Below are 21,842 nucleotides of genomic sequence, written 5' to 3' on the forward strand. Positions count from 1 at the left end.
GATATTGGGGCGCTGTGCGCCCCCTTTTTGTATGGCGAAATCAGACAACGCCGAACTGCTTAAACCACGTCAGCATACGCGCCCAGCCATCCTGCGCCGACTCGGCGTGATAACTCGGACGGTAGTCGGCGTTGAACGCATGGCCCGCGTCGGGATAAACGACAATCTCCGCTTTAGCGTTAGCGGCATGCAGCGCCTGGCGCATCTGCTCTACGCTCTCCAGCGGAATGCCCTCATCCTGGCCGCCGTAGAGGCCCAGCACCGGCGCGCCTAAATCTACCGCGATATCAATCGGATGCTTCTGCTGCTTCATGGTCTTTTCGCCGATCAGGCGCCCATACCAGGCGACGGCGGCGCGCAGCTGCGGATTGTGCGCGGCGTAAAGCCAGCTGATGCGGCCACCCCAGCAGAAGCCGGTAATGCCCATGCGGCGAATATCGCCGCCGTTGCGCGCCGCCCAGTTAGCGGCATGGTCGAGATCGGAGAGCACCTGCGTATCCGGCACTTTGCTTACCAGCTCACTGAACAGCGTCGGAATATCGTGATAATCATTCGGATCGCCTTCACGGAAGTAAAGCTCCGGCGCAACAGCCAGATAGCCTTCCAGCGCCAGTCGGCGACAGATATCGCGAATATGCTCGTGTACGCCAAAGATCTCCTGCACCACCAGCACTACCGGCAGCGGCCCGCTGGCCTCTTTGGGCATGGCGTACCAGGCAGGCATATTTTCGCCCTGGCTCGGCACCGAGGTTTCGCCAGACTGAATAGTGGGGCTGTCGGTGTGAATAGTGGTTGAGGCGGTCGGCTGTACTGCGGGTGCAAAACCGCCCGTCGATGATTTTTGTGCCATATTGTCTTCGGTTTTCATTTTTCTCTCCGTACTGGCAGTAGCGCAATCACGTAACTATAGCCTGGCCAGATTACGTCTGAGCCAGAGGTTGGGAACAGAGCAGGAAGCGAGTAAAAACACTCTTCTCTTTAACATTGCTGCCAACCCTGACGCATACAGCTTGTAGCAATGGCGCTCTGAATGGATTGGTTATGTGACAAAGGTCTCGTTTGTAGGCTGATAAAATGTAACATTCATTTTTGATAGTGATTGTTATCACATAAATTTGCGCTGCGCTCACGTAGAGTGGCGCGCTTCACTTCCCTGTTCAGGAGTTTGCTATGTCTGACGTTTTCCATCTTGGCCTGACCAAAGCCGATCTGCAGGGCGCGACCCTGGCTATCGTTCCCGGCGATCCGGAGCGCGTAAAAAAAATTGCCGGACTGATGGCGGATGCCCAGCCGCTGGCTTCGCACCGTGAATTCACCTCCTGGCTGGCGAAGCTGGACGGCAAACCCGTTGTCGTCTGCTCGACCGGCATCGGCGGGCCTTCGACCTCTATTGCAGTGGAAGAACTGGCGCAGCTTGGCGTACGCACTTTCCTGCGTGTCGGCACCACCGGCGCGATTCAGCCGCACATTAACGTCGGCGACGTGCTGGTCACCACCGGCGCGGTGCGTCTCGACGGTGCCAGCCAGCACTTCGCGCCGCTGGAGTTTCCAGCTGTAGCCGATTTCGCCTGTACTACCGCGCTGGTCGCGGCGGCGGAGGCGAGCGGCGCCACGACCCATATTGGCGTCACCGCGTCGTCCGATACCTTCTATCCGGGCCAGGAACGTTACGATACCTTCTCTGGCCGCGTAGTCAGCCGCTTTCAGGGCTCAATGAAAGAGTGGCAGCAGATGGGCGTGCTCAATTATGAGATGGAGTCCGCTACGCTGCTGACGATGTGCGCCAGCCAGGGACTGCGCGCGGGCATGGTGGCGGGCGTTATCGTCAACCGTACCCAGAAAGAGATCCCGGATGCGGCCACCATGAAGCAGACCGAGAGCGATGCGGTAAAAATAGTGGTCGAAGCGGCGCGCCGTTTGTTATAACGCTTTTCAGGCAGCGCGCCCGCGCGCGCTGCCTCTGCTCTTTACAGCAAAAGCGAGGACCGCCCGATGCGCCAGACTCCGCCCCGACAAAAACCGGCCTTAACCGCTTCCCCCGCCGCCATGCAGGCGCGTCTTGAACATGCTGCCGCGCGCTTCCGCCAGCATATGGCACAGCAGGATTACGCCGCCGCCGCCCGGTGCTGTGAAGAGGTGCTGCGCGCGATGCCCAGCCAGATGCAGGTGCTGAGCGACTATGCGCTCTGCCTGCTGCGGCTTGGCCAGTACAACAAGTCTTACAAGATCTATCAGAAAATATATCAGGCACCGCCCGCGGTGCGCGCAACCGCATCGGAAACCTGGCTGGATGGTCTGGCGGAGCTGTGCGGCTGGATGGGTAAAAAGGATGAGCTGGCAAAATATGGCCTGGAATCGCTCAATGGCGCAGACGCCCGTTTCCGCCAGGGCCAGCGTTTCGCCTTTCCGGCGGCGCGGCCTGAACCTGTCGATCTCACCCGGCCCGAACAGAACGTAATCGCCTTCAGCCTTTATGGCAGCCACCCGCGCTATTGCGAAACCCTGATTAAAAACGTTGAGGTCGCGCAGGCGCTTTATCCCGGCTGGACCTGTCGCATCTATCTGGATGAGAGCGTGCCGCAGCATGTGTGGCAGCGTCTCAGGCAGCCGCACGTCACGCTGATCGATATGTCGCAGGAAAAGGCAATTTACCCAACGCTGTGGCGTTTTCTGGTAATGGACGACCCTGGCGTCAGACGCTTTATTATTCGTGATGCCGACTCGCTGCTGTCGGAGCGTGAAGCAGCGGCGGTAAACGCCTGGCTCGCTTCGCCATACTGGTTCCACCATATGCGCGACTATTTTTCTCATACCGAGCTGCTGCTGGCGGGCATGTGGGGCGGCTGCAACGGCGTCTTCAGCAATATGGCGCAGGCGATGCGCGACTTTATCTCCCGCTATAGCGGCAGCGAGCGCTTTACCGATCAATATTTTCTGAAGGTGGCGCTGTGGCCGACGGTGCGGGAGAGCCTGCTCAGCCACGACGAGATTTTTCATTTTCATCAGGCGCAGCCCTGGCCGCCGCACGCGCCGGTGCGCTGGCGAATGGACAACTTCCACGTCGGCAGCAACGCCGGTTTCGCCAGCATGGCGGGCAAGGCGACGGTGAAAGAGGGCGAGACGCAGCCTGTAGAACTGACCTACGGCGGCAGCGCCTTTGTTTATCCGGCGCGGGTTAAAGGCGATGAATGGATAATGGCGATGCCGTTCTTTTTAACTGACGCCTGGAAAGCGGGCGACCTGCAGGTAAAAGCGCTGTAATTCCTTTTCCGGACTGAAAATAGTCTGGACATTCATACAGTGCGACTCTACTTTCTTCCCAGCAACGCGCGTCGCGAGGGAATTATGGATCAGCAGATTATTATCAGCGCCTGTCTGGCGCTCGCCGGACTGGGTATCGGCTGGATGCTGGCGCAGCTGCGCGCCAGCCATCAGGCGGCCAGCTTCGCCACCGAGCGTCGCCTGCAGCAGGAGGCGCAGCAGCGTCAACAGCAGCAGTTTGAACAGCTCCAGCAGCAGCTTCAGCAGCGCGAACAAGAGCTGCGCCAGCTACACGGTTCCCTGAGCGGCGCGCAGGAGCGGCTGCAACAGCTTGATTACTGGCGCGGCGAATGCGAACAGCTTAACCGCGAGCTGCGCAACCAGCTGGAGGTCAACAGCGCGCAGGAAGCTGAACTGCGCGAAGTAACCATCCGCCTTGAAGAGACGCGCTTCGCCGCCGAGGAGAAGCAGCGTTTGCTCACCAACAGCGAACAGCGCCTCAGCGCGCAGTTTGAGAATCTCGCCAACCGCATCTTTGAAAACAGCGGTCGCCGCGTCGACGAACAGAACCGCCAGAGCCTGAACAGCCTGATCGGCCCGCTGCGTGAACAGCTGGACGGCTTTCGTCGTCAGGTACACGACAGCTTTGGTCAGGAAGCGCGCGAGCGTCACACGCTGGCGCATGAGATCCGTCAACTGCAGCAGCTGAACGCGCAGATGGCGCAGGAGGCGATCAACCTGACCAAGGCGCTGAAGGGCGACAACAAAATTCAGGGCAACTGGGGCGAGGTAGTACTGAGCCGCGTACTGGAGGCTTCAGGACTGCGCGAAGGTCATGAATATCAGACGCAGGTGAGTTTACAGTCGGAACAGCAGGGGAGAATGCAACCGGATGTGATCGTGCGTTTGCCGCAGGGCAAAGATGTAGTGGTCGACGCCAAAATGACCCTGGTGGCCTATGAGCGCTACTTCAACGCGGAAGATGAGGTGACGCGCGAACAGGCGCTGCAGGAGCACGTCGCCGCGGTACGCAGTCATATTCGCCTGCTGAGTCGTAAAGATTATCAACAACTTGCCGGTTTACGCTCCCTCGATTATGTGTTGATGTTTATCCCGGTAGAGCCGGCGTTTTTGCTGGCGATCGACCGTCAGCCGGAGCTGATCAGCGAGGCGCTGCAGCAGAACATAATGCTGGTCAGTCCGACTACGCTGCTGGTAGCGCTGCGTACTATTAATAACCTCTGGCGCTACGAGCATCAGAGCCGCAACGCTCAGCGTATCGCCGAACGCGCGGCGCGCCTGTACGACAAAATGCGGCTATTCGTCGATGATATGACCGGCATCGGCCATAATCTGGACAAGGCGCACAACAGCTACCGCGAGGCGATGAAAAAGCTGGCGGAAGGGCGCGGCAACCTGATCGCGCAGAGCGAGGCGTTTAAATCCCTGGGCGTTGAAGTTAAACGTTCAATTAATCCGCAGTTAGTCGAGCAGGCTATGCCGGAAAAGGCATGGGACGACGAGGAGACGCCCGACGACGACGTCGCAACAATGGAGGCGCGCGTAAGGCGGCTCCACGAATAAGCGGGTCGTCGCGTGCCTGACTACCCTGACTCTGATACACTTCGGGAAGTATTGTTTGTGGAACAGGTAAAACCGATGGCAGATGAATCACAGCAGGAAACTACCCATTTTGGCTTTCAGACGGTCGCCAAAAGCGAAAAAGCTGACAAAGTCGCGGACGTGTTTCACTCCGTAGCGGCGAAATATGACCTGATGAACGATCTGATGTCGTTTGGCATCCATCGCATCTGGAAGCGTTTTACCATCGACAGCAGCGGCGTGCGCCGCGGACAGCGCGTGCTGGATCTGGCGGGCGGCACCGGCGATTTGACGGCGAAGTTTTCCCGTCTGGTCGGCGATAACGGCCAGGTCGTGCTGGCGGACATCAACAGCTCGATGCTGAAAATGGGCCGCGACAAGCTGCGCAATCTCGGCGTAGTCGGCAACGTCAGCTATGTGCAGGCCAACGCCGAAGCGCTGCCCTTCCCGGATAACTATTTCGACTGCATCACCATCTCTTTCGGGCTGCGTAACGTGACCGACAAAGAGAAGGCGCTGGCGTCGATGTTCCGCGTGCTCAAGCCAGGCGGACGTCTGCTGGTGCTGGAGTTCTCCAAACCGGTGCTCGATCCGCTCAGCAAGGCGTACGACGCCTACTCGTTCCATATTCTGCCGCGCGTCGGTCAGCTGGTGGCGCAGGACGCGGAAAGCTACCGCTATCTGGCGGAGTCGATCCGCATGCATCCCGATCAGGAAACCCTGAAGGCGATGATGAACGACGCCGGATTCGAGAACACCACGTATTACAACATGACCGGCGGCATCGTCGCGTTGCATCGTGGATTTAAGTTTTAACCGGATATGGTGATGCGCTTGACGCCCTTGATTACCGCCGGTCTTGAGACCGCGCTAAACCGCATGCTCTATCGCGATCGCAGCCTGAAAGCCGCTCGCCAGCGACTGGTGGGACAGGTGCTGACGCTGCGTCTTGAGGAGCTTTCCCATCCGCTGGTGCTGGTCTTTAGCGAACAGCAGCTCGATGTGTTGAGCGACTGGCAGGACAGCAGCGATTGCACCGTGATTACGCAGCTGAAGACCCTGCCAAAGCTGCGCGACCGCCAGCAGCTGACCAGCCTGATCCGCAGCGGCGAGCTGCAGGTCGAAGGCGATCTGCAGGTTGTGCAGCGCTTTTCCGCGCTGATCGATCTGGCAGAGCTGGATCCGGCCGAATATCTCGCGCCCTGGATCGGCGATATCGCCGCGCAGGGCGTCAGCCAGGCGGCGCAGCGCGTTGTGCGGCGGCTACGCGGCGAGGTCTCACGTCGTCAGGATTATCTGGGGCAGGCATTAACCGAAGAGTGGCGCGTCGCGCCGGGCGCGCTGGAACTGGCGTGGTTTTCTGAGGAGGTAGACGCGATGGAACGTTCGCTTGATGCGCTGAATGCGCGTTTAGCGCAGCTGGAGGCGAAATGACATTTGGAGAGATTCGCCGTTTGTATTTCATCATCAGGATCTTTTTGACCTACGGTCTTGATGAACTGATCCCCCGCATGCGCCTTACCATCCCGCTGCGCCTCTGGCGTCGCACTATTTTCTGGATCCCCAATCGTCATAAAGATGAAGAGATTGGCGTTCGTATGCGACTGGCAATGGAGCAGCTGGGCCCGGTCTGGATTAAATTCGGTCAGATGCTTTCAACGCGTCGCGACCTTTTTCCGCCCGTTATCGCCGATCAGCTCGCCATCCTGCAGGATCGCGTCGCGCCTTTTGACGGCGTGAAAGCCAAAGAGCAAATTGAAAAGTCGATCGGCGGTCCGGTTGAAACCTGGTTTGACGATTTCGATATCAAACCGCTGGCGTCGGCTTCAATCGCTCAGGTGCATACCGCTACCCTGAAAGCCACCGGCAAAAAAGTGGTGATCAAGGTGATTCGCCCGGACATCCTGCCGGTGATCAAGGCGGATATGAAGCTGATCTACCGCCTGGCGCGCTGGGTACCGCGTCTGCTGCCAGATGGGCGTCGTCTGCGTCCGATGGAAGTGGTGCGCGACTATGAGAAGACGTTAATTGACGAGCTGAACCTGCTGCGCGAAGCGGCCAACGCCATTCAGCTGCGCCGTAATTTCGAAGACAGCCGCATGCTCTACGTGCCGGAGGTCTATTCGGACTACTGCAGCGAGACGATGCTGGTAATGGAGCGCATCTACGGCATTCCCATCTCCGACGTGGCGACGCTGGAGCAGCACGGCGTCAATATGAAGCTGCTGGCCGAGCGCGGCGTGCAGGTCTTCTTTACCCAGGTTTTCCGGGACAGCTTCTTCCACGCTGATATGCACCCCGGCAATATTTTCGTCAGCTATGACCATCCGGAAGATCCGCAATATATCGGCATCGACTGCGGCATTGTCGGTTCGCTGAATAAAGAGGATAAGCGCTACCTGGCGGAAAACTTTATCGCCTTCTTTAACCGCGACTACCGCAAAGTGGCAGAGCTGCACGTTGATTCAGGTTGGGTACCGCCCGACACCAACGTAGAAGATTTTGAGTTCGCTATTCGTACCGTCTGCGAACCTATCTTTGAAAAGCCGCTGGCGGAGATCTCTTTCGGCCATGTGCTGTTGAACCTGTTCAGCACCGCGCGCCGTTTCAATATGGAAGTCCAGCCGCAGCTGGTGCTGCTGCAAAAAACGCTGCTCTATATTGAAGGCATCGGTCGTCAGCTCTATCCGCAGCTCGATTTGTGGAAAACCGCAAAGCCATTCCTTGAGGACTGGATTAAAGATCAGATTGGTCTGCCTGCGATACTGCGCGCCGTAAAAGAGAAGGCGCCATTCTGGGCGGAGAAGCTGCCGGAGCTGCCGGAGCTTTTCTATGAAAGCATGCGTCACCATAAACTTTTGCAGCACAGCGTCGATAAGCTGACCCACGATATGCACGCCCAGCGGACGCGCCATCATAAAGCGCGCTATCTGTTCGGCGTCGGCGCAACCTTGCTGTTAAGCGGCACTGCCGTATTGCTGAGCCGCCCGGACTGGGATTTCTTCCCGGCCCTGTTAATGGCGGCGGGTTTCGTCACCTGGCTCATTGGCTGGCGTAAGACAAACTAATTGTCAGCCACGCCTGAATCGCGGTAATGTCGCAGCCTTAAGCCCGGCGTCATCAGGGCTTTTGGCTGACATTATTCTTCTCAATATCTCGCAACATCAGAGGCTATATCTCATGGGCGGTATCAGTATCTGGCAATTGTTAATCATTGCCGTCATCGTTGTTCTTCTGTTTGGAACCAATAAGTTAAAAAACCTGGGTTCCGATCTTGGTTCTTCTATCAAGGGCTTTAAAAAGGCCATGAGTGATGAAGACGAGAAAAAGAACGAACCAAACCCGCCGCAGGACGCTGACTTTAGCGCTAAAACGCTGGCGGACAAACAGCAAACTCCGGCTAACAAAGAAGAAGCCAAAAACGACAAGCAGGTATAAACCGTGTTCGACATTGGTTTTAGTGAACTGGTATTGGTGTTCGTGATCGGGCTGATTGTGCTTGGCCCGCAACGATTACCGGTTGCGGTAAAAACCGTAGTCGGCTGGATTCGGGCGATGCGCTCGCTGGCCGCCAACGTGCAGCACGAGCTGGCGCAGGAGCTGAAACTGCAGGAGCTGCAGGACAGCCTGAAAAAAGTGGAAGAGGCGAGCCGCGGCACCATGTCGCCGGAGCTGAAAGAGTCAATGGAAGAGCTGCGTAAAACCGCCGATTCAATGAAGCGTTCGGTTCAGCAGAGCATCGACATCGAGAAAGCCGAGGACGAAGCCAATACCATTCATGCGCCGCAGCAGCGCGCGGCTGAATCCGTGACGCCAGCGACGGCCCAAACGCAGGCCAGCGCCCCGGCGCAGACGCCGGATGTCGCTGACACCGCTAAAACTGATGCGAACCCGCAAGCGCCGGTTGTTAATCCGCAACCGGCCGCGTCGCGCAGTCCGGCAACAACCTCTTCTGCAAATGATGAACGATAACCATGGCCGTTGAAGATACCCAACCGCTTATCAGCCATCTGATTGAGCTGCGTAAGCGTCTGCTGTACTGCATTATCGCGGTGTTTGTGATTTTCCTGGCGCTGATCTCTTTCGCCAATGACATCTATCATCTGGTCGCCTCGCCGCTGATCAGCCAGATGCCGGCAGGCGCCAGCATGATCGCTACCGATGTTGCGTCGCCCTTTTTTACACCGATTAAGCTCACCATCATCGTGTCGGTTTTTCTTGCGGTGCCGGTCATTCTCTATCAGGTGTGGGCTTTCGTCGCCCCGGCGCTCTATCGTCACGAACGTAAGCTGGTGATGCCGCTGCTCTTCTCCAGCACCCTGCTGTTTTACGTCGGCGTGGCCTTTGCCTACTTTATCGTCTTCCCGCTGGCGTTTGGCTTCTTTGCTAAAACCGCGCCGCAGGGCGTGACTATCGCAACCGATATCACCAACTACCTCGACTTCGTGATGACGCTGTTTATGGCGTTCGGCGTTGCGTTTGAAGTGCCGGTGGCGATTGTGCTGCTCTGCTGGACCGGCATTACCACGCCGGAAGATTTGAAAAAGAAACGTCCTTACATCCTGGTCGGCGCGTTCGTTGTTGGGATGCTGCTCACACCGCCGGACGTTTTCTCGCAAACTTTGCTCGCTATTCCGATGTACTGCCTGTTTGAAGTCGGCGTATTCTTTTCCCGTTACTACGTCGGGAAGGGACGGCGGTCGCAGGAAGAAGAGGAACAGCATACCGATTCCTGATCCGTTCTGATTATGGTTCCCGCGCCTGGCGGGTAGACCCTGTTACCGAACCGCCCATCTGGGCGGTTTTTGTTTAATAAGCTATGGGAAAAATTATGTTTGATATCGGTGTAAACCTGACCAGCACGCAATTCGCCGCCGACCGCGACAAGGTGGTAAAGCGCGCGCGCGAAGCGGGCGTCACCGGCATATTAATAACCGGGACCAATGCGCTGGAGAGCCAGCAGGCGCAGCGGCTGGCGGAGCGCCAGCCCGACTTTTGCTGGTCTACGGCGGGCGTGCACCCGCATCACGCCAGCGAGTGGTCGAATGAGACGGCCAATACGCTGCGTCGTCTGGCGGAGCGGCCGCAGGTGGTGGCGATTGGCGAATGCGGGCTCGATTTCAACCGCAACCTCGCCGCGCACGATCAGCAGGAGTACGCTTTTGACGCGCAGCTGGCGCTGGCCGCCGAACTGAATATGCCGGTGTTTCTCCACTGCCGCGAGGCGCACGATCGCTTTGCCGCGGTGCTGGCACCCTGGCTGCCGAAGCTGCCGGGTGCGGTGGTGCACTGTTTTACCGGCACGTGCGAGGAGCTGGAGGCCTGTCTGGCAATGGGGCTGTCGGTGGGCATTACCGGCTGGGTGTGCGATGAACGCCGCGGCATGGCGCTGCGCGAAATGCTGCCGCTGATTCCAGCGGATCGTCTGCTGCTGGAGACGGACGCGCCTTATCTGCTGCCGCGCGATATGCATCCACGGCCTGCGTCACGTCGTAATGAGCCCTGTTTTCTGCCGCATATCGTGCAGCAGGTGGCGAAGTGGCGCGGGGAAGAGCAGGATGCGCTGGCGGCGCAGGTCGATCGCAACGCGCGTGCGCTGTTCCGCCTGGCTTAAAGTTTGCGGAACTGCTTGTTGTCTACGCTGCGCATCACCTGTTTATTCAGCAGGTTAAGCAGCAGCATAGAGCGGGTTTCGCCGTCTGGTTCGGCGAAGATGGCGCGCAGGCCTTCAAAGGTTCCTTCGGTGATGATGACCTCATCGCCGACCTGCGGCGTTTCCGCATCGATCAGCGTTTGCGGCGCGTCGGTTTGCAGCGCTTCGATAACTGCTGAAGGCACCGTCGCGGGCAGCGTGCCAAAGCGCACGAAGTGGCTGACGCCGCGCGTGCTGCTGATGGTGGTGGTATGAATCGCTTCCGGATCGAATTCGATAAACAGGTAGTTAGGAAACAGGGGCTCACTCACGGTGGTCCGTTTGCCGCGCACCACTTTTTCCAGAGCGATCATTGGGCTGAGGCAATGCACCTCTTGCCGCTCAAGATGCTCTTTCGCGCGCAACAGCTGTCCACGTTTGCAATAGAGTAAGTACCAGGATTCCATAAATGCTCCCATTGAATGGACGCTAAGAATAGCAAACCTGCTGCCAGAGTTATAGCGCATCGCAGCGTGGAAAGATGTCGGGGCGGACAAACTGGCTGAGGTTTCCGCAAACTGCCCGGCGCAAGAAGGAGAATTGACGAGCGGCGGTGCGCTGGGTCAGACTCGGTGCTTATCACGTTTGCGAAAAGGATATGCTGATGGAACTGTTTTTATTGAGCAACGGCAAACTGGCTGACGATGCGCCTTTGCTTGGTTATGCGCAGCCGCAGCTGCATGCGATGATCGCCCAGCGCGGCATCCGTTCTGCGGTGTTAGTGCCGTACGCCATTATTCGCGGCGACCATCAACAGCGCGCCGCCGAGCTGAGCGCGTCGCTGGGCGTGACGGTTCGCTGCGTGCAGGATTTCGCTACGCCGGTAGCGGCCATTGAGCAGGCTGAACTGATTCTGGTCAGCGGCGGCAATACCTGGCTGCTCAATCAGATGCTGCACGAGACCGGCCTGATCGTAGCGATCCAGCGTGCTGTGCGCGAGCGGGCGGTGCCTTATGTCGGCTGGAGCGCCGGCTGCAACGTGGCGACGCCGTCGATTCGCACCACCAATGATATGCCGGTGCGCAGTAGCGTGGTCTTGCCTGCGCTGGGCCTGTTTCCGATCCAGATCAATCCACACTATCTTGATGCGCATGCCAGCGGGCATATGGGCGAAACGCGCGACGAACGTCTGGCGGAGTTTTGCGCCGTCAATCCTGAGGAGTCGGTCATTGCGCTGCGCGAAGGGAGTTTTCTGCATGTGCATGAAAACCAGCTCTCTTACTTCAGCGTGCGCGACGAAGACTTTAAAGTGTTTCGCCACGGGCAGCCGATCCAGGCTTATCGCGACGTCTCGGCGCTACAGGCGCTGGTTCCTTTTCGCTGCGACTGAGGTTGCCGCATAAAATCCAACACGGCTTAAGAATCGGCCCTATAATGGCCGATTCACTTTGGCTGGAAGCGAAGGCCGCATGAAATATCACGATTTACGAGACTTCCTCACCCTGCTGGAACAGCGCGGCGAGTTGAAGCGTATTAGCCAGTCTATCGATCCTGAACTGGAAATGACGGAAATCGCCGACCGCACGCTGCGCGCTGGCGGACCGGCGCTGTTGTTTGAAAATCCTAAAGGCTATGACATGCCGGTGCTATGCAACCTGTTCGGCACGCCGAAACGCGTGGCGATGGGCATGGGCCAGGAAGAGGTCAGCGCCCTGCGCGAAGTTGGCAAGCTGCTGGCGTTTCTGAAAGAGCCGGAGCCGCCGAAGGGCTTTCGCGATCTGTTCGACAAGATGCCGCAGTTTAAACAGGTGCTGAACATGCCGACCAAACGGCTGCGCAACGCGCCCTGTCAGGAAGTGGTGTTCAGCGGCGATGAGGTTGATCTGTCACGCATTCCGGTTATGAAGTGCTGGCCGGACGACGCCGCGCCGCTGATTACCTGGGGGCTGACCGTCACGCGTGGCCCGCACAAGGAGCGGCAAAATCTGGGCATCTATCGTCAGCAGGTGATTGGCAAAAACCGCCTGATTATGCGCTGGCTTTCCCACCGCGGCGGCGCGCTCGACTTTCAGGAGTGGTGCCAGACGCATCCGGGCGAACGCTTCCCGGTGTCGGTGGCGCTCGGCGCCGATCCCGCCACTATTCTCGGCGCGGTGACGCCGGTGCCGGACACGCTGTCGGAGTATGCTTTCGCCGGCCTGCTGCGCGGCAACAAAACCGAAGTGGTGAAGTGTCTCTCCAACGATCTGGAAGTGCCCGCCAGCGCGGAGATCGTGCTGGAAGGCTATATTGAGCCGGGCGATATGGCGCCGGAAGGGCCGTATGGCGATCATACTGGCTACTACAATGAAGTTGATAACTTTCCCGTTTTCACCGTCACGCACGTCACGCAGCGGCAGAACGCCATCTATCACTCTACCTATACCGGCCGTCCGCCAGATGAACCGGCGGTGCTGGGCGTCGCGCTGAACGAAGTGCTGGTGCCGATCCTGATTAAGCAGTTTCCGGAGATCGTGGATTTCTATCTGCCGCCGGAGGGGTGCTCTTACCGCCTGGCCGTAGTGACGATGAAGAAACAGTATGCAGGTCATGCCAAACGCGTCATGTTCGGCGTCTGGTCATTCCTGCGGCAGTTCATGTACACCAAATTTGTTATTGTGTGTGATGACGATGTTAACGCACGCGACTGGAACGACGTGATCTGGGCCATTACCACGCGTATGGATCCGGCACGCGATACGGTACTGGTAGAGAACACGCCTATCGACTATCTGGATTTCGCCTCGCCGGTTTCCGGTCTGGGTTCCAAGATGGGCCTGGACGCGACCAATAAATGGCCGGGTGAGACCCAGCGCGAGTGGGGACGTCCGATCGTGAAAGATCCCGCCGTGACGGCGCGCATCGACGCGATCTGGGATGACTTAGGCATCTTTAACCCGCCGCCGCAGCGCTGACGGCGAGCATAACCCTAATGACGACCCGACAGAGGGAACGCATGACAACCTTAAGCTGTAAAGTAACCTCGGTTGAAGCGATTACCGATACCGTATATCGCGTTCGCCTGATCCCCGAAGCGGATTTTACCTTTCGCGCCGGGCAGTATTTGATGGTGGTAATGGACGAACGCGACAAGCGCCCGTTCTCGCTCGCCTCGACGCCGATGGAAAAGGATATTATCGAGCTGCATATCGGTGCATCCGATCTTAATCTCTACGCCATGGCGGTAATGGATCGCATCCGCGACGATCGCCAGATCACCGTGGATATTCCACACGGCGACGCCTGGCTGCGGGAAGATAGCTCGCGCCCGATTGTCCTGATCGCTGGCGGCACCGGTTTTTCCTATGCGCGCTCAATCCTGCTGACCGCGCTGGCGCAGCAGCCGGATCGCGATATCGCCATTTACTGGGGCGGCCGCGAACTGCACCACCTTTACGATCTGGATGAGCTCAACGCGCTGGCGGTGAAGCACCCTAATTTACGCGTGGTGCCGGTAGTCGAGCAGCCGGCAGAGGAGTGGCAGGGACGTTCTGGTACGGTGCTGACTGCTGTTATGCAGGATTACGCCACCCTGGCGGAGCATGATATCTATATCGCCGGACGCTTTGAGATGGCGAAGATCGCGCGCGACCGCTTCTGCGCCGAGCGCGGCGCAAAAGAGACGCAAATGTTTGGTGACGCGTTTGCCTTTATTTAAGGCGCCACAGGCAGAAAAAACCCGCCCCTGACAGGCGGGAACAGACTTCCAGTGCGATCAACGTATTACAGACGTTCAAATACGGTTGCGATGCCCTGACCTAAGCCAATGCACATGCTGGCAAGGCCGAACTGGGCATCGCGTCGTTCCATAATGTTCAGCAGCGTGGTGCTGATGCGCGTGCCGGAGCAGCCGAGCGGATGCCCGAGCGCAATCGCGCCGCCGTTCAGGTTTACCTTGTCGTCCAGCCTTTCCAGCAAACCGAGATCTTTAATGCAGGGCAGCGTCTGCGCGGCGAAGGCTTCATTCAACTCGAATACCTCAATATCCTCCACGCTCAGTCCGGCGCGCTTCAGCGCCAGCTTGCTGGCGGGCACCGGGCCGTAGCCCATAATTGACGGGTCGCAGCCGATGACCGCCATGCTTTTAATGCGCGCGCGCGGCGTCAGGCCCAGTTCGCGCGCGCGGCTCTCGCTCATTACCAGCATCGCGGATGCCCCGTCGGAGAGCGCCGATGAGCTGCCCGCTGTGACTGTGCCGTTGACCGGGTCGAACGCCGGCTTCAGCGCCGCCAGCCCTTCGAGGCTGGTCTCCTCGCGGATCACTTCGTCATAGTCGTAGCGTTTCAGCACGCCGTCGGCGTCGTGTCCGTAGGTTGGCACAATCTCCCGCAGAAAGTCGCCGCGCTGCGTTGCGGCCCAGGCGCGCTGGTGAGAGCGCAGCGCGAAGGCGTCCTGCTGCTCGCGGCTGATATGATGCATATGCGCCAGCATTTCCGCGGTCAGACCCATCATGCCCGCCGCTTTAGCCACCGTCCGGCCCAGTCCGGGATGAAAATCGACGCCGTGGCTCATTGGCACATGTCCCATATGTTCGACGCCGCCGACTAAGCAGGCGTGCGCGTCGCCTACCATGATGGCACGCGCCGCATCATGCAGCGCCTGCATTGACGAGCCGCACAGGCGATTGACGGTAGTCGCCGGAACGCGATGGGGAATTTCCGCCAGCAGCGCGGCGTTGCGCGCAATATTAAACCCCTGTTCCAGCGTCTGCTGCACGCAGCCCCATACCACATCATCCAGGCTGGCGGGATTGAGTGCCGGATAGCGGTTTAACAGTTCGCGCATCAGGTGCGCGGAGAGGTCTTCCGCCCGTACCTGACGGAAGGCACCGCCTTTGGAGCGGCCCATCGGCGTGCGGAGCGCATCAATAATCACCACATTTTCCATTCTCTTTCCTCAGGCGCTTTGCAGCGCCGCTTCGTCGATGGGTTTAACCGCCGGATACCAGTTTTCGCGTCGATGCGCTTTCTGCAGCAGCAGTTCGGGCAGCTGATAAAGCGCGCCCAGATCGCTGTAGCGTCTCGCCTGATCTACGACGTTGCTGTTGCCGAGCGTGTCGAGATAGCGCAGCGCGCCGCCGCGTAAGGGCGGGAAGCCGAGTCCGTAGACCAGCGCCATATCGGCTTCGGCAGGCGAGGCAATGATGCTCTCTTCCAGGCAGCGTACGACTTCATTAAGCATCGGAATCATCATGCGGTTGAGGATCTCTTCGTCGCTGAAGACGCGCGTAGCGGCGCATACCGGATTAAGCAGCGCGTCCACCTCGGCATCGTTCGTTTTTTTCGCTTTGCCTTTGCGATCCGTCTCCCAGCGGTAGAAGCCTTTGCCGTTCTTCTGTCCATAGCGTTCGGCGTCGAACAGCACGTCGATAGCGTCGCGGTACTCTTTCTGCATGCGGGTCGGAAAACCCTCCGCCATCACGCGCTGCGCGTGATGCGCGGTATCGATGCCGACCACGTCCAGCAGCCAGGCCGGGCCCATCGGCCAGCCGAACTGCTTCTCCATCACTTTGTCGATCTGGCGGAAGTCGGCGCCGTCGCGCAGCAGCAGGCCGAACGCGGCGAAATAGGGGAAGAGCACGCGGTTGACGAAGAAGCCGGGACAGTCATTGACGACGATCGGCGTTTTGCCCATTTTGCTCGCCCAGGCCACCACTTTGCCGATGGTGGCGTCGCTGCTCTTCTCGCCGCGCACCACCTCCACCAGCGGCATACGCGGCACCGGGTTGAAGAAGTGCATGCCGCAGAAATTCTCAGGGCGTGTTAGCGCCTGCGCCAGCTGGCTGATGGGAATCGTGGAGGTATTAGAAGCGAGTACCGCATCCGCGCGCAGATGCTGCTCGGTTTCTGCCAGCACTTTTGCTTTGATCTGCGGATTTTCCACCACCGCTTCGACCACGATATCGGCGCGTTCAAAACCGGCATAATCGAGCGTGGGCTGAATCATCGCAATGGTGCTGGCCAGCCTGGCGCCGTCGATCTTGCCGCGTTCCAGCTGTTTATTCAGCAGCTTGCCCGCTTCGCTCATGCCCAGCGCCAGCGCCTGCGGTTGAATATCTTTCATCTTCACCGGAACGCCTTTCCACGCCGACTGATAGCTGATGCCGCCGCCCATAATGCCCGCGCCCAGTACCGCCGCCTGCTCAGGCGCGCTGCTGGCGCTGGCGTATTTTTTCGCCAGCCCTTTGACGTACTGATCGTTAAGGAAAATGCCGACCAGCGCGCGTGCCTCATCGCTCTGCGCCAGCGGCACGAAAGCGGCGGTTTCCAGCTTCAGCGCATCGTCTCGTCCCAGCGCGGCGGCGGCCTCAATGGTTTTTACCGCGGCGAGCGGCGCAGGGTAGTGTTTGCCTGCGGTCTGCAGCACGACGCTTTTGGCAACGGTAAAGCTCATGGCCGCCTCGATGGGGCTCAGACGCAGCGGCGCCAGTTTTGGCGCACGGCGCATCTGCCAGCCGCCCTGTTCGATGGCGTCTTTCAGCATGGCGAGCGCGGCGTCATGCAGCTTGTCGCTGCTTACCACCGCATCGACCAGTCCGAGCTTCAGCGCGCTAACGCCGTCGACCTCTTTTCCGGCGGCGATGATCTCCAGCGCGGCATCCGCGCCCAGCAGGCGCGGCAGCCGTACGCTGCCGCCGAAGCCAGGCATGATGCCCAGTCGGGTTTCCGGCAGCCCGATACGCGCGCCGGGAGTGGCGACGCGGAGATCGGTCGCCAGGATGCATTCACACCCGCCGCCCAGCGCGTAGCCATCTATAGCGGCGATAGTCGGCACCGGCAGATCTTCCAGCCGGTTAAAAATGCTGTTAGCGAAGGCCAGCCACTGGCTGAGCTTTTCCGTCGGCGCGTCGAACAGCGAGAGAAATTCAGTAATATCGGCCCCGACGATAAAGGCAGGTTTAGCCGAACTCAGCAGCACGCCGCGCAGCGCGGTCTGTTGCTCCAGTACGCTAATCGCTTCGCCAAAACTGGCGACGGTTCTGGTGTCGAGTTTATTGACTGAGCCGGGGGCGTTGAATTGCAGCTCAGCGACGCCGTCTTCAAGCCAGCGCAGTGAAAGGGTATCGCCTTGGTAGAGCATGTGCGTCTCCTGATCGCGAAAGGGGATCTGGTCGTACCAGATGATCAGGAGTGTGGGATTCGTGTTAATTTTTTGCAAACCAAAGTTTGCTTATTTGCTAACAGGATCACAGCCTCTGCAACGCGGCGTTCAGGCTGCGGCTGTGCTACACTGCGGCGATTTTCGCGACACGGGAGAGCGAGCAATGGATTCAATGAAAACGCTGTATCAGACGCATATCGCTACGCTGCAACAGCGGGCGCAGCAGGTGCTGGCACGTAACAAACTGGATGCGATGTTGATTCACTCCGGCGAATTACTGACGGTTTTTCTCGACGATCATGACTATCCCTTTAAGGTGAATCCTCAGTTCAAAGCCTGGGTGCCGGTCACGCAGGTGCCGAACTGCTGGCTCTGGATCGACGGGGTCAATAAGCCCAAACTCTGGTTCTACTCGCCGGTCGATTACTGGCATAACGTTGAGCCGTTGCCGAACAGCTTCTGGACTGAGGCCGTTGAGGTAATCGGTCTGAAAAGCGCCGATGAGATTGCTCAACTGCTGCCCACCCAGCGCGATAAGGTTGCCTATATCGGTCCAGTTGTGCAGCGCGCCGCGCAGCTGGGCATCAGCGCTGACAACATTAACCCAAAAGCGGTGATCGATTTTCTGCACTACCATCGCAGCATCAAAACCGATTATGAGCTGGCCTGCATGCGCGAGGCGCAAAAGCTGGCTGTCGCCGGACATCGCGCCGCAAAAGAGGCGTTTTTCTCTGGTCTGAGCGAGTTCGATATCAACCAGGCTTACCTGACGGCGACTGGCCATCGCGATATTGATGTGCCCTACGGCAATATTATTGCGCTTAACGAGCACGCCGCTGTACTGCACTACACTCGCCTCGATCACCAGCCACCGTCGAAACGCCACAGCTTTCTGATTGACGCGGGCGCGGAATATCTCGGCTATGCCGCCGATTTAACGCGCAGCTATGCGGCGCAAAAGAACTCGCTTTACGCCAGCCTGGTCACGGCGATGAACAGCGAGGAGCTGGCGCTGATTGGCACGCTGAAAGCGGGCGTCCGCTACACCGACTATCATCTGCAGATGCATCAGCGCATCGCTAAGCTGCTGCTGAAGTTCGAGCTGGCGCAAGGGATAAGCGAAGAGGCGCTGGTGGCGGAAAACATCACCGGCCCCTTTATGCCACACGGGTTGGGGCATCCGCTCGGTTTGCAGGTGCATGATGTCGCAGGCTTTATGCAGGATGAGGCGGGCACGCATCTGGCGGCCCCGGCGCAGTATCCTTATCTGCGCTGCACGCGCGTGCTGGAGCCAGGCATGGTGCTGACCATCGAACCGGGCTTCTATATTATCGAGTCGCTGCTGGCGCCGCTGCGGGAAGGCCCGTTCAGTCAATATCTTAACTGGCAGGCGATCGATGCGCTGAAGCCCTACGGCGGCATTCGTATTGAAGACAACGTCGTGATCCATGCGAACCGTATTGAGAACATGACGCGCGATCTGCACCTTGCCTGATGGACGCTTACGATATTCCCGCTGATGCCGTCAGCATCAGCGAGGAGACGATTAAGAAAAGCCGCTTTATCACGCTGCTGGCCCATACCGACGGCGTGGAGGCGGCGCGCGCCTTTGTTCAGCAGGTGAAAGGCGAACATCCCGACGCGCGTCATCACTGCTGGGCCTGGGTTGCGGGCGCGCCGCAGGATTCGCAGCAGCTGGGCTTTTCAGATGACGGCGAACCCTCCGGTACGGCGGGTAAACCGATGCTGGCGCAGCTGATGGGCGCGGATATCGGTGAGATCACCGCCGTGGTGGTGCGCTACTATGGCGGCATTATGCTGGGCACCGGCGGGCTGGTAAAAGCCTACGGCGGCGGCGTCCAGCAAGGGCTTAAGCAGCTGGCGCGCATGCGTAAAGTGCCGGTGAAACGCTATGAGCTAAAGTGCGATTATGCCCAGCTAGGCGATATCGAACGTCTGCTGGCCAGGTTCGACGGACGCATTGATGAGGTTGTCTACCTGGACCGTATCGCTCTGACGCTGGCGCTGCCTTATGCGCACATTGACGCTTTCAAACAGGCGCTTTCTGACTTTAGCCGAGGCGCGCTGAGCCTCGACCCTTTAACACCATGAAAACTCTTTTCTAAGGAACGGCTGAATGCATTTTCGCGCCATTACTCGCATTGTCGGTCTGCTGGTCATTCTCTTTTCCGTAACTATGATTGTGCCGGGGCTGGTGGCTTTAATTTATCGCGATGGCGCCGGGCGCGCGTTTAGCCAGACTTTTTTGATGGCGCTGGCGATCGGCTCGCTGCTGTGGTGGCCGAACCGCAAACAGCGTACCGAGCTGAAGCCGCGCGAAGGCTTCTTAATCGTCGTGCTCTTCTGGACGGTGCTGGGTAGCGTGGGGGCGATGCCTTTTATCTTCGCCGAGCAGCCGCATCTCTCCGTGACCGATGCTTTCTTTGAGTCCTTTTCCGGTCTGACGACAACCGGCGCAACCACCCTTGTAGGACTCGATACGATGCCTAAAGCCATTCTGTTTTATCGGCAGATGCTGCAATGGCTGGGGGGAATGGGGATCATTGTGCTGGCAGTGGCAATTCTCCCTATTCTGGGCGTAGGCGGCATGCAGCTTTACCGCGCGGAAATGCCGGGGCCGCTGAAGGACAATAAGATGCGGCCGCGTATTGCCGAAACCGCTAAAACGCTGTGGCTTATCTACGTATTGCTGACGATAGCCTGCGCCGTGGCGCTCTGGCTGGCGGGCATGCCGCTGTTCGACGCGATAGGGCACAGCTTTTCGACCATCGCCATCGGCGGCTTTTCTACGCACGACGCCAGTATCGGCTATTTCAATAGCGGCACCATCAACACCATCATCGGTATCTTTCTGCTGATTTCAGGCTGTAATTACGGCCTGCACTTTTCGCTGCTCAGCAATCGCAACCTGCGCGTCTACTGGCGCGACCCAGAGTTCCGCACCTTTATTGGCGTGCAGCTTACGCTGGTCATTATCTGCACGCTGGTGCTCTGGTTCCACCACGTTTATTCCAGCGGCTGGCAAACCCTGAATCAGGCCTTTTTCCAGGTGGTATCGATGGCGACCACGGCAGGATTTACTACCGACAGCATTGCGCGCTGGCCGTTGTTTTTACCGGTGCTGTTGCTCTGCTCCGCTTTTATTGGCGGAATGGCGGGTTCTACCGGCGGCGGTCTGAAGGTGATCCGTATCCTGCTGCTGTGCAAGCAGGGTTCGCGCGAGCTGAAGCGTCTGGTGCATCCAAATGCGGTCTACACCATCAAGCTCGGCAACCGCGCGCTGCCGGAACGTATTCTGGAAGCGGTATGGGGATTCTTCTCCGCCTATGCGCTGGTGTTTCTGATCAGCATGCTGGCGATTATCGCGACCGGCGTCGATGACTTTTCTGCGTTTGCAGCCGTTGCGGCGACCCTGAATAACCTGGGGCCTGGACTCGGCGTAGTTGCGGACAACTTTACGTCGATGAATGACGTGGCGAAATGGATCCTGATCTCGACCATGCTGTTTGGGCGTCTTGAAGTGTTTACCTTATTAGTCCTCTTCACGCCGACCTTCTGGCGTGAATAAGCAAAACAGGATGTAACGATGAAAGCCTTGATTCTCTTTTCCAGCCGCGACGGGCAAGCGCGCGAAATCGCCTCTTATATTGCCAGTGAGATAAAGGCGCAGCAGGCGTGCGACGTTATCAATATTCTGCATGCCGGCTCCGTTGACTGGCTGCAATACGACCGCGTGCTGATTGGTGCCTCGATCCGCTATGGCAATTTCCATCCGGCGGTCGCGAAATTCGTTAAGGCGCATCTGCGTGAGCTGCAGCAGCGTGCGAGCGGCTTCTTCTGCGTGAACCTGACCGCGCGTAAGCCAGAGAAACGTTCTCCGCAAACCAATGCCTATACGCGTAAGTTCTTACAGCAGTCGCCCTGGCAGCCCGATTGCTGCGCCGTGTTCGCTGGCGCGCTGCGCTATCCACGCTATCGCTGGTTTGATCGGGTAATGATTCAGTTGATTATGCGCATGACGGGCGGGGAAACAGATAAGACGAAAGAGGTGGAGTACACCGACTGGCATCAGGTGGCGCGTTTTGCGCAGGAATTTGCTCAGTTACCCACCAAATCGGCGTGAATAACAGCGATTTGACGAAAATTAATGCGAACGATAATTTTTTTTAAATTAGCGCTTGTCAGC

At 58.5% G+C, this 21,842-nt stretch carries 21 protein-coding genes; 17 read left to right on the forward strand and 4 right to left on the reverse strand.

The features are described from left to right. Positions 1–40: 40 nt before the first annotated feature. Entirely contained in the window at positions 41–868 is an 828-nt protein-coding gene (locus B3797_RS19145) for a dienelactone hydrolase family protein (protein WP_311791905.1), read from the reverse strand. 302 nt (positions 869–1,170) lie between these two features. Between B3797_RS19145 and udp the strand changes: the two genes are divergently transcribed. The 10 genes from udp (at position 1,171) to tatD (ending at position 10,477) form a co-directional block, all read left to right on the forward strand. Continuing rightward, on the forward strand, positions 1,171–1,926 hold the full coding sequence (udp, locus tag B3797_RS19150; RefSeq protein ID WP_081137960.1) for a uridine phosphorylase: 756 nt from the start codon (positions 1,171–1,173) through the stop codon (positions 1,924–1,926). Between the two features lie 66 nt (positions 1,927–1,992). After that, entirely contained in the window at positions 1,993–3,261 is a 1,269-nt protein-coding gene (locus B3797_RS19155) for a tetratricopeptide repeat protein (protein ID WP_311791906.1), read from the forward strand. 84 nt (positions 3,262–3,345) lie between these two features. Beyond that, complete coding sequence (rmuC, locus tag B3797_RS19160) at positions 3,346–4,845, forward strand: DNA recombination protein RmuC (RefSeq protein ID WP_311791907.1); 1,500 nt, start codon at positions 3,346–3,348, stop codon at positions 4,843–4,845. Between the two features lie 75 nt (positions 4,846–4,920). Then, a complete protein-coding gene (gene ubiE / locus B3797_RS19165; RefSeq protein ID WP_120457886.1) occupies positions 4,921–5,679 on the forward strand; it encodes a bifunctional demethylmenaquinone methyltransferase/2-methoxy-6-polyprenyl-1,4-benzoquinol methylase UbiE in 759 nt (252 codons plus the stop codon). Positions 5,680–5,691: 12 nt separating this feature from the next. Beyond that, complete coding sequence (gene ubiJ, locus B3797_RS19170) at positions 5,692–6,297, forward strand: ubiquinone biosynthesis protein UbiJ (RefSeq protein ID WP_120457884.1); 606 nt, start codon at positions 5,692–5,694, stop codon at positions 6,295–6,297. Next, positions 6,294–7,931 carry a ubiquinone biosynthesis regulatory protein kinase UbiB gene (ubiB, locus tag B3797_RS19175; protein WP_120457882.1) on the forward strand — a complete coding sequence of 546 codons (1,638 nt, stop codon included), beginning with the start codon at positions 6,294–6,296 and terminating at the stop codon, positions 7,929–7,931. The genes ubiJ and ubiB overlap by 4 nt, the downstream gene beginning before the upstream one ends. A 112-nt stretch (positions 7,932–8,043) precedes the next feature. Next, positions 8,044–8,301: a Sec-independent protein translocase subunit TatA gene (gene tatA, locus B3797_RS19180; protein WP_311784279.1), complete on the forward strand. Its 258-nt coding sequence runs from the start codon at positions 8,044–8,046 to the stop codon at positions 8,299–8,301. Positions 8,302–8,304: 3 nt separating this feature from the next. Next, positions 8,305–8,835: a Sec-independent protein translocase protein TatB gene (tatB, locus tag B3797_RS19185; RefSeq protein WP_311791908.1), complete on the forward strand. Its 531-nt coding sequence runs from the start codon at positions 8,305–8,307 to the stop codon at positions 8,833–8,835. A gap of 2 nt (positions 8,836–8,837) precedes the next feature. Next, on the forward strand, positions 8,838–9,599 hold the full coding sequence (tatC, locus tag B3797_RS19190) for a Sec-independent protein translocase subunit TatC (RefSeq protein WP_120457877.1): 762 nt from the start codon (positions 8,838–8,840) through the stop codon (positions 9,597–9,599). A gap of 95 nt (positions 9,600–9,694) precedes the next feature. Continuing rightward, positions 9,695–10,477, forward strand: coding sequence for a 3'-5' ssDNA/RNA exonuclease TatD (gene tatD / locus B3797_RS19195; RefSeq protein ID WP_311791909.1), 783 nt, complete (start codon positions 9,695–9,697; stop codon positions 10,475–10,477). On the opposite strand, the gene rfaH is transcribed toward tatD, so the two are convergent. Beyond that, complete coding sequence (gene rfaH / locus B3797_RS19200; protein WP_311784282.1) at positions 10,474–10,962, reverse strand: transcription/translation regulatory transformer protein RfaH; 489 nt, start codon at positions 10,960–10,962, stop codon at positions 10,474–10,476. The two genes, tatD and rfaH, sit on opposite strands and share 4 nt — an antisense overlap. A 197-nt stretch (positions 10,963–11,159) precedes the next feature. Here rfaH and pepE point away from each other — a divergent pair, with 197 nt between their 5' ends. From pepE to fre, 3 genes are all read left to right on the forward strand, one after another. Beyond that, the gene (gene pepE / locus B3797_RS19205) at positions 11,160–11,885 is read left to right on the forward strand and encodes a dipeptidase PepE (RefSeq protein WP_311784283.1); all 726 of its coding nucleotides are present in this window, start codon (positions 11,160–11,162) and stop codon (positions 11,883–11,885) included. A 79-nt stretch (positions 11,886–11,964) separates the two neighbouring features. After that, the gene (ubiD, locus tag B3797_RS19210) at positions 11,965–13,449 is read left to right on the forward strand and encodes a 4-hydroxy-3-polyprenylbenzoate decarboxylase (RefSeq protein ID WP_120457872.1); all 1,485 of its coding nucleotides are present in this window, start codon (positions 11,965–11,967) and stop codon (positions 13,447–13,449) included. Between the two features lie 41 nt (positions 13,450–13,490). Further along, positions 13,491–14,192: an NAD(P)H-flavin reductase gene (fre, locus tag B3797_RS19215; RefSeq protein WP_311784284.1), complete on the forward strand. Its 702-nt coding sequence runs from the start codon at positions 13,491–13,493 to the stop codon at positions 14,190–14,192. Positions 14,193–14,257: 65 nt separating this feature from the next. On the opposite strand, the gene fadA is transcribed toward fre, so the two are convergent. Beyond that, positions 14,258–15,421, reverse strand: coding sequence for an acetyl-CoA C-acyltransferase FadA (gene fadA, locus B3797_RS19220; protein WP_311791910.1), 1,164 nt, complete (start codon positions 15,419–15,421; stop codon positions 14,258–14,260). A gap of 9 nt (positions 15,422–15,430) precedes the next feature. After that, a complete protein-coding gene (gene fadB, locus B3797_RS19225; RefSeq protein WP_311791911.1) occupies positions 15,431–17,614 on the reverse strand; it encodes a fatty acid oxidation complex subunit alpha FadB in 2,184 nt (727 codons plus the stop codon). Between the two features lie 184 nt (positions 17,615–17,798). On the opposite strand from fadB, the gene pepQ reads away from it, so the two are divergent. From pepQ to hemG, 4 genes are read left to right on the forward strand one after another with little or no spacing between them, the layout of a single operon-like run. Then, positions 17,799–19,130, forward strand: coding sequence for a Xaa-Pro dipeptidase (gene pepQ, locus B3797_RS19230; RefSeq protein ID WP_311784287.1), 1,332 nt, complete (start codon positions 17,799–17,801; stop codon positions 19,128–19,130). After that, positions 19,130–19,747, forward strand: coding sequence for an IMPACT family protein (locus B3797_RS19235; protein ID WP_311791912.1), 618 nt, complete (start codon positions 19,130–19,132; stop codon positions 19,745–19,747). Before pepQ ends, B3797_RS19235 begins: the two co-directional genes overlap by 1 nt. Positions 19,748–19,772: 25 nt before the next feature. Beyond that, entirely contained in the window at positions 19,773–21,224 is a 1,452-nt protein-coding gene (gene trkH, locus B3797_RS19240) for a Trk system potassium transporter TrkH (protein ID WP_311784289.1), read from the forward strand. Positions 21,225–21,242: 18 nt separating this feature from the next. After that, positions 21,243–21,779, forward strand: coding sequence for a menaquinone-dependent protoporphyrinogen IX dehydrogenase (gene hemG, locus B3797_RS19245; RefSeq protein ID WP_311784290.1), 537 nt, complete (start codon positions 21,243–21,245; stop codon positions 21,777–21,779). Positions 21,780–21,842: the final 63 nt, after the last annotated feature.

It is taken from the genome of Pantoea sp. UBA5923, assembly GCF_002431095.1.
Taxonomy (GTDB): domain Bacteria; phylum Pseudomonadota; class Gammaproteobacteria; order Enterobacterales; family Enterobacteriaceae; genus Pantoea; species Pantoea piersonii.

Excerpts from the sequence above, each read along its gene's own strand:
- ubiE (WP_120457886.1), top strand. The coding sequence starts at position 4,921 with ATGGCAGATGAATCACAGCAGGAAACTACCCATTTTGGCTTTCAGACG.
- rmuC (WP_311791907.1), top strand. The coding sequence starts at position 3,346 with ATGGATCAGCAGATTATTATCAGCGCCTGTCTGGCGCTCGCCGGACTG.
- pepE (WP_311784283.1), top strand. The coding sequence starts at position 11,160 with ATGGAACTGTTTTTATTGAGCAACGGCAAACTGGCTGACGATGCGCCT.
- ubiJ (WP_120457884.1), top strand. The coding sequence starts at position 5,692 with ATGCGCTTGACGCCCTTGATTACCGCCGGTCTTGAGACCGCGCTAAAC.
- B3797_RS19145 (WP_311791905.1), bottom strand. The coding sequence starts at position 868 with ATGAAAACCGAAGACAATATGGCACAAAAATCATCGACGGGCGGTTTT.
- tatA (WP_311784279.1), top strand. The coding sequence starts at position 8,044 with ATGGGCGGTATCAGTATCTGGCAATTGTTAATCATTGCCGTCATCGTT.
- B3797_RS19235 (WP_311791912.1), top strand. The coding sequence starts at position 19,130 with ATGGACGCTTACGATATTCCCGCTGATGCCGTCAGCATCAGCGAGGAG.
- B3797_RS19155 (WP_311791906.1), top strand. The coding sequence starts at position 1,993 with ATGCGCCAGACTCCGCCCCGACAAAAACCGGCCTTAACCGCTTCCCCC.
- ubiB (WP_120457882.1), top strand. The coding sequence starts at position 6,294 with ATGACATTTGGAGAGATTCGCCGTTTGTATTTCATCATCAGGATCTTT.
- tatD (WP_311791909.1), top strand. The coding sequence starts at position 9,695 with ATGTTTGATATCGGTGTAAACCTGACCAGCACGCAATTCGCCGCCGAC.
- fadA (WP_311791910.1), bottom strand. The coding sequence starts at position 15,421 with ATGGAAAATGTGGTGATTATTGATGCGCTCCGCACGCCGATGGGCCGC.
- ubiD (WP_120457872.1), top strand. The coding sequence starts at position 11,965 with ATGAAATATCACGATTTACGAGACTTCCTCACCCTGCTGGAACAGCGC.
- hemG (WP_311784290.1), top strand. The coding sequence starts at position 21,243 with ATGAAAGCCTTGATTCTCTTTTCCAGCCGCGACGGGCAAGCGCGCGAA.
- udp (WP_081137960.1), top strand. The coding sequence starts at position 1,171 with ATGTCTGACGTTTTCCATCTTGGCCTGACCAAAGCCGATCTGCAGGGC.
- fadB (WP_311791911.1), bottom strand. The coding sequence starts at position 17,614 with ATGCTCTACCAAGGCGATACCCTTTCACTGCGCTGGCTTGAAGACGGC.
- rfaH (WP_311784282.1), bottom strand. The coding sequence starts at position 10,962 with ATGGAATCCTGGTACTTACTCTATTGCAAACGTGGACAGCTGTTGCGC.
- pepQ (WP_311784287.1), top strand. The coding sequence starts at position 17,799 with ATGGATTCAATGAAAACGCTGTATCAGACGCATATCGCTACGCTGCAA.
- tatC (WP_120457877.1), top strand. The coding sequence starts at position 8,838 with ATGGCCGTTGAAGATACCCAACCGCTTATCAGCCATCTGATTGAGCTG.
- fre (WP_311784284.1), top strand. The coding sequence starts at position 13,491 with ATGACAACCTTAAGCTGTAAAGTAACCTCGGTTGAAGCGATTACCGAT.
- trkH (WP_311784289.1), top strand. The coding sequence starts at position 19,773 with ATGCATTTTCGCGCCATTACTCGCATTGTCGGTCTGCTGGTCATTCTC.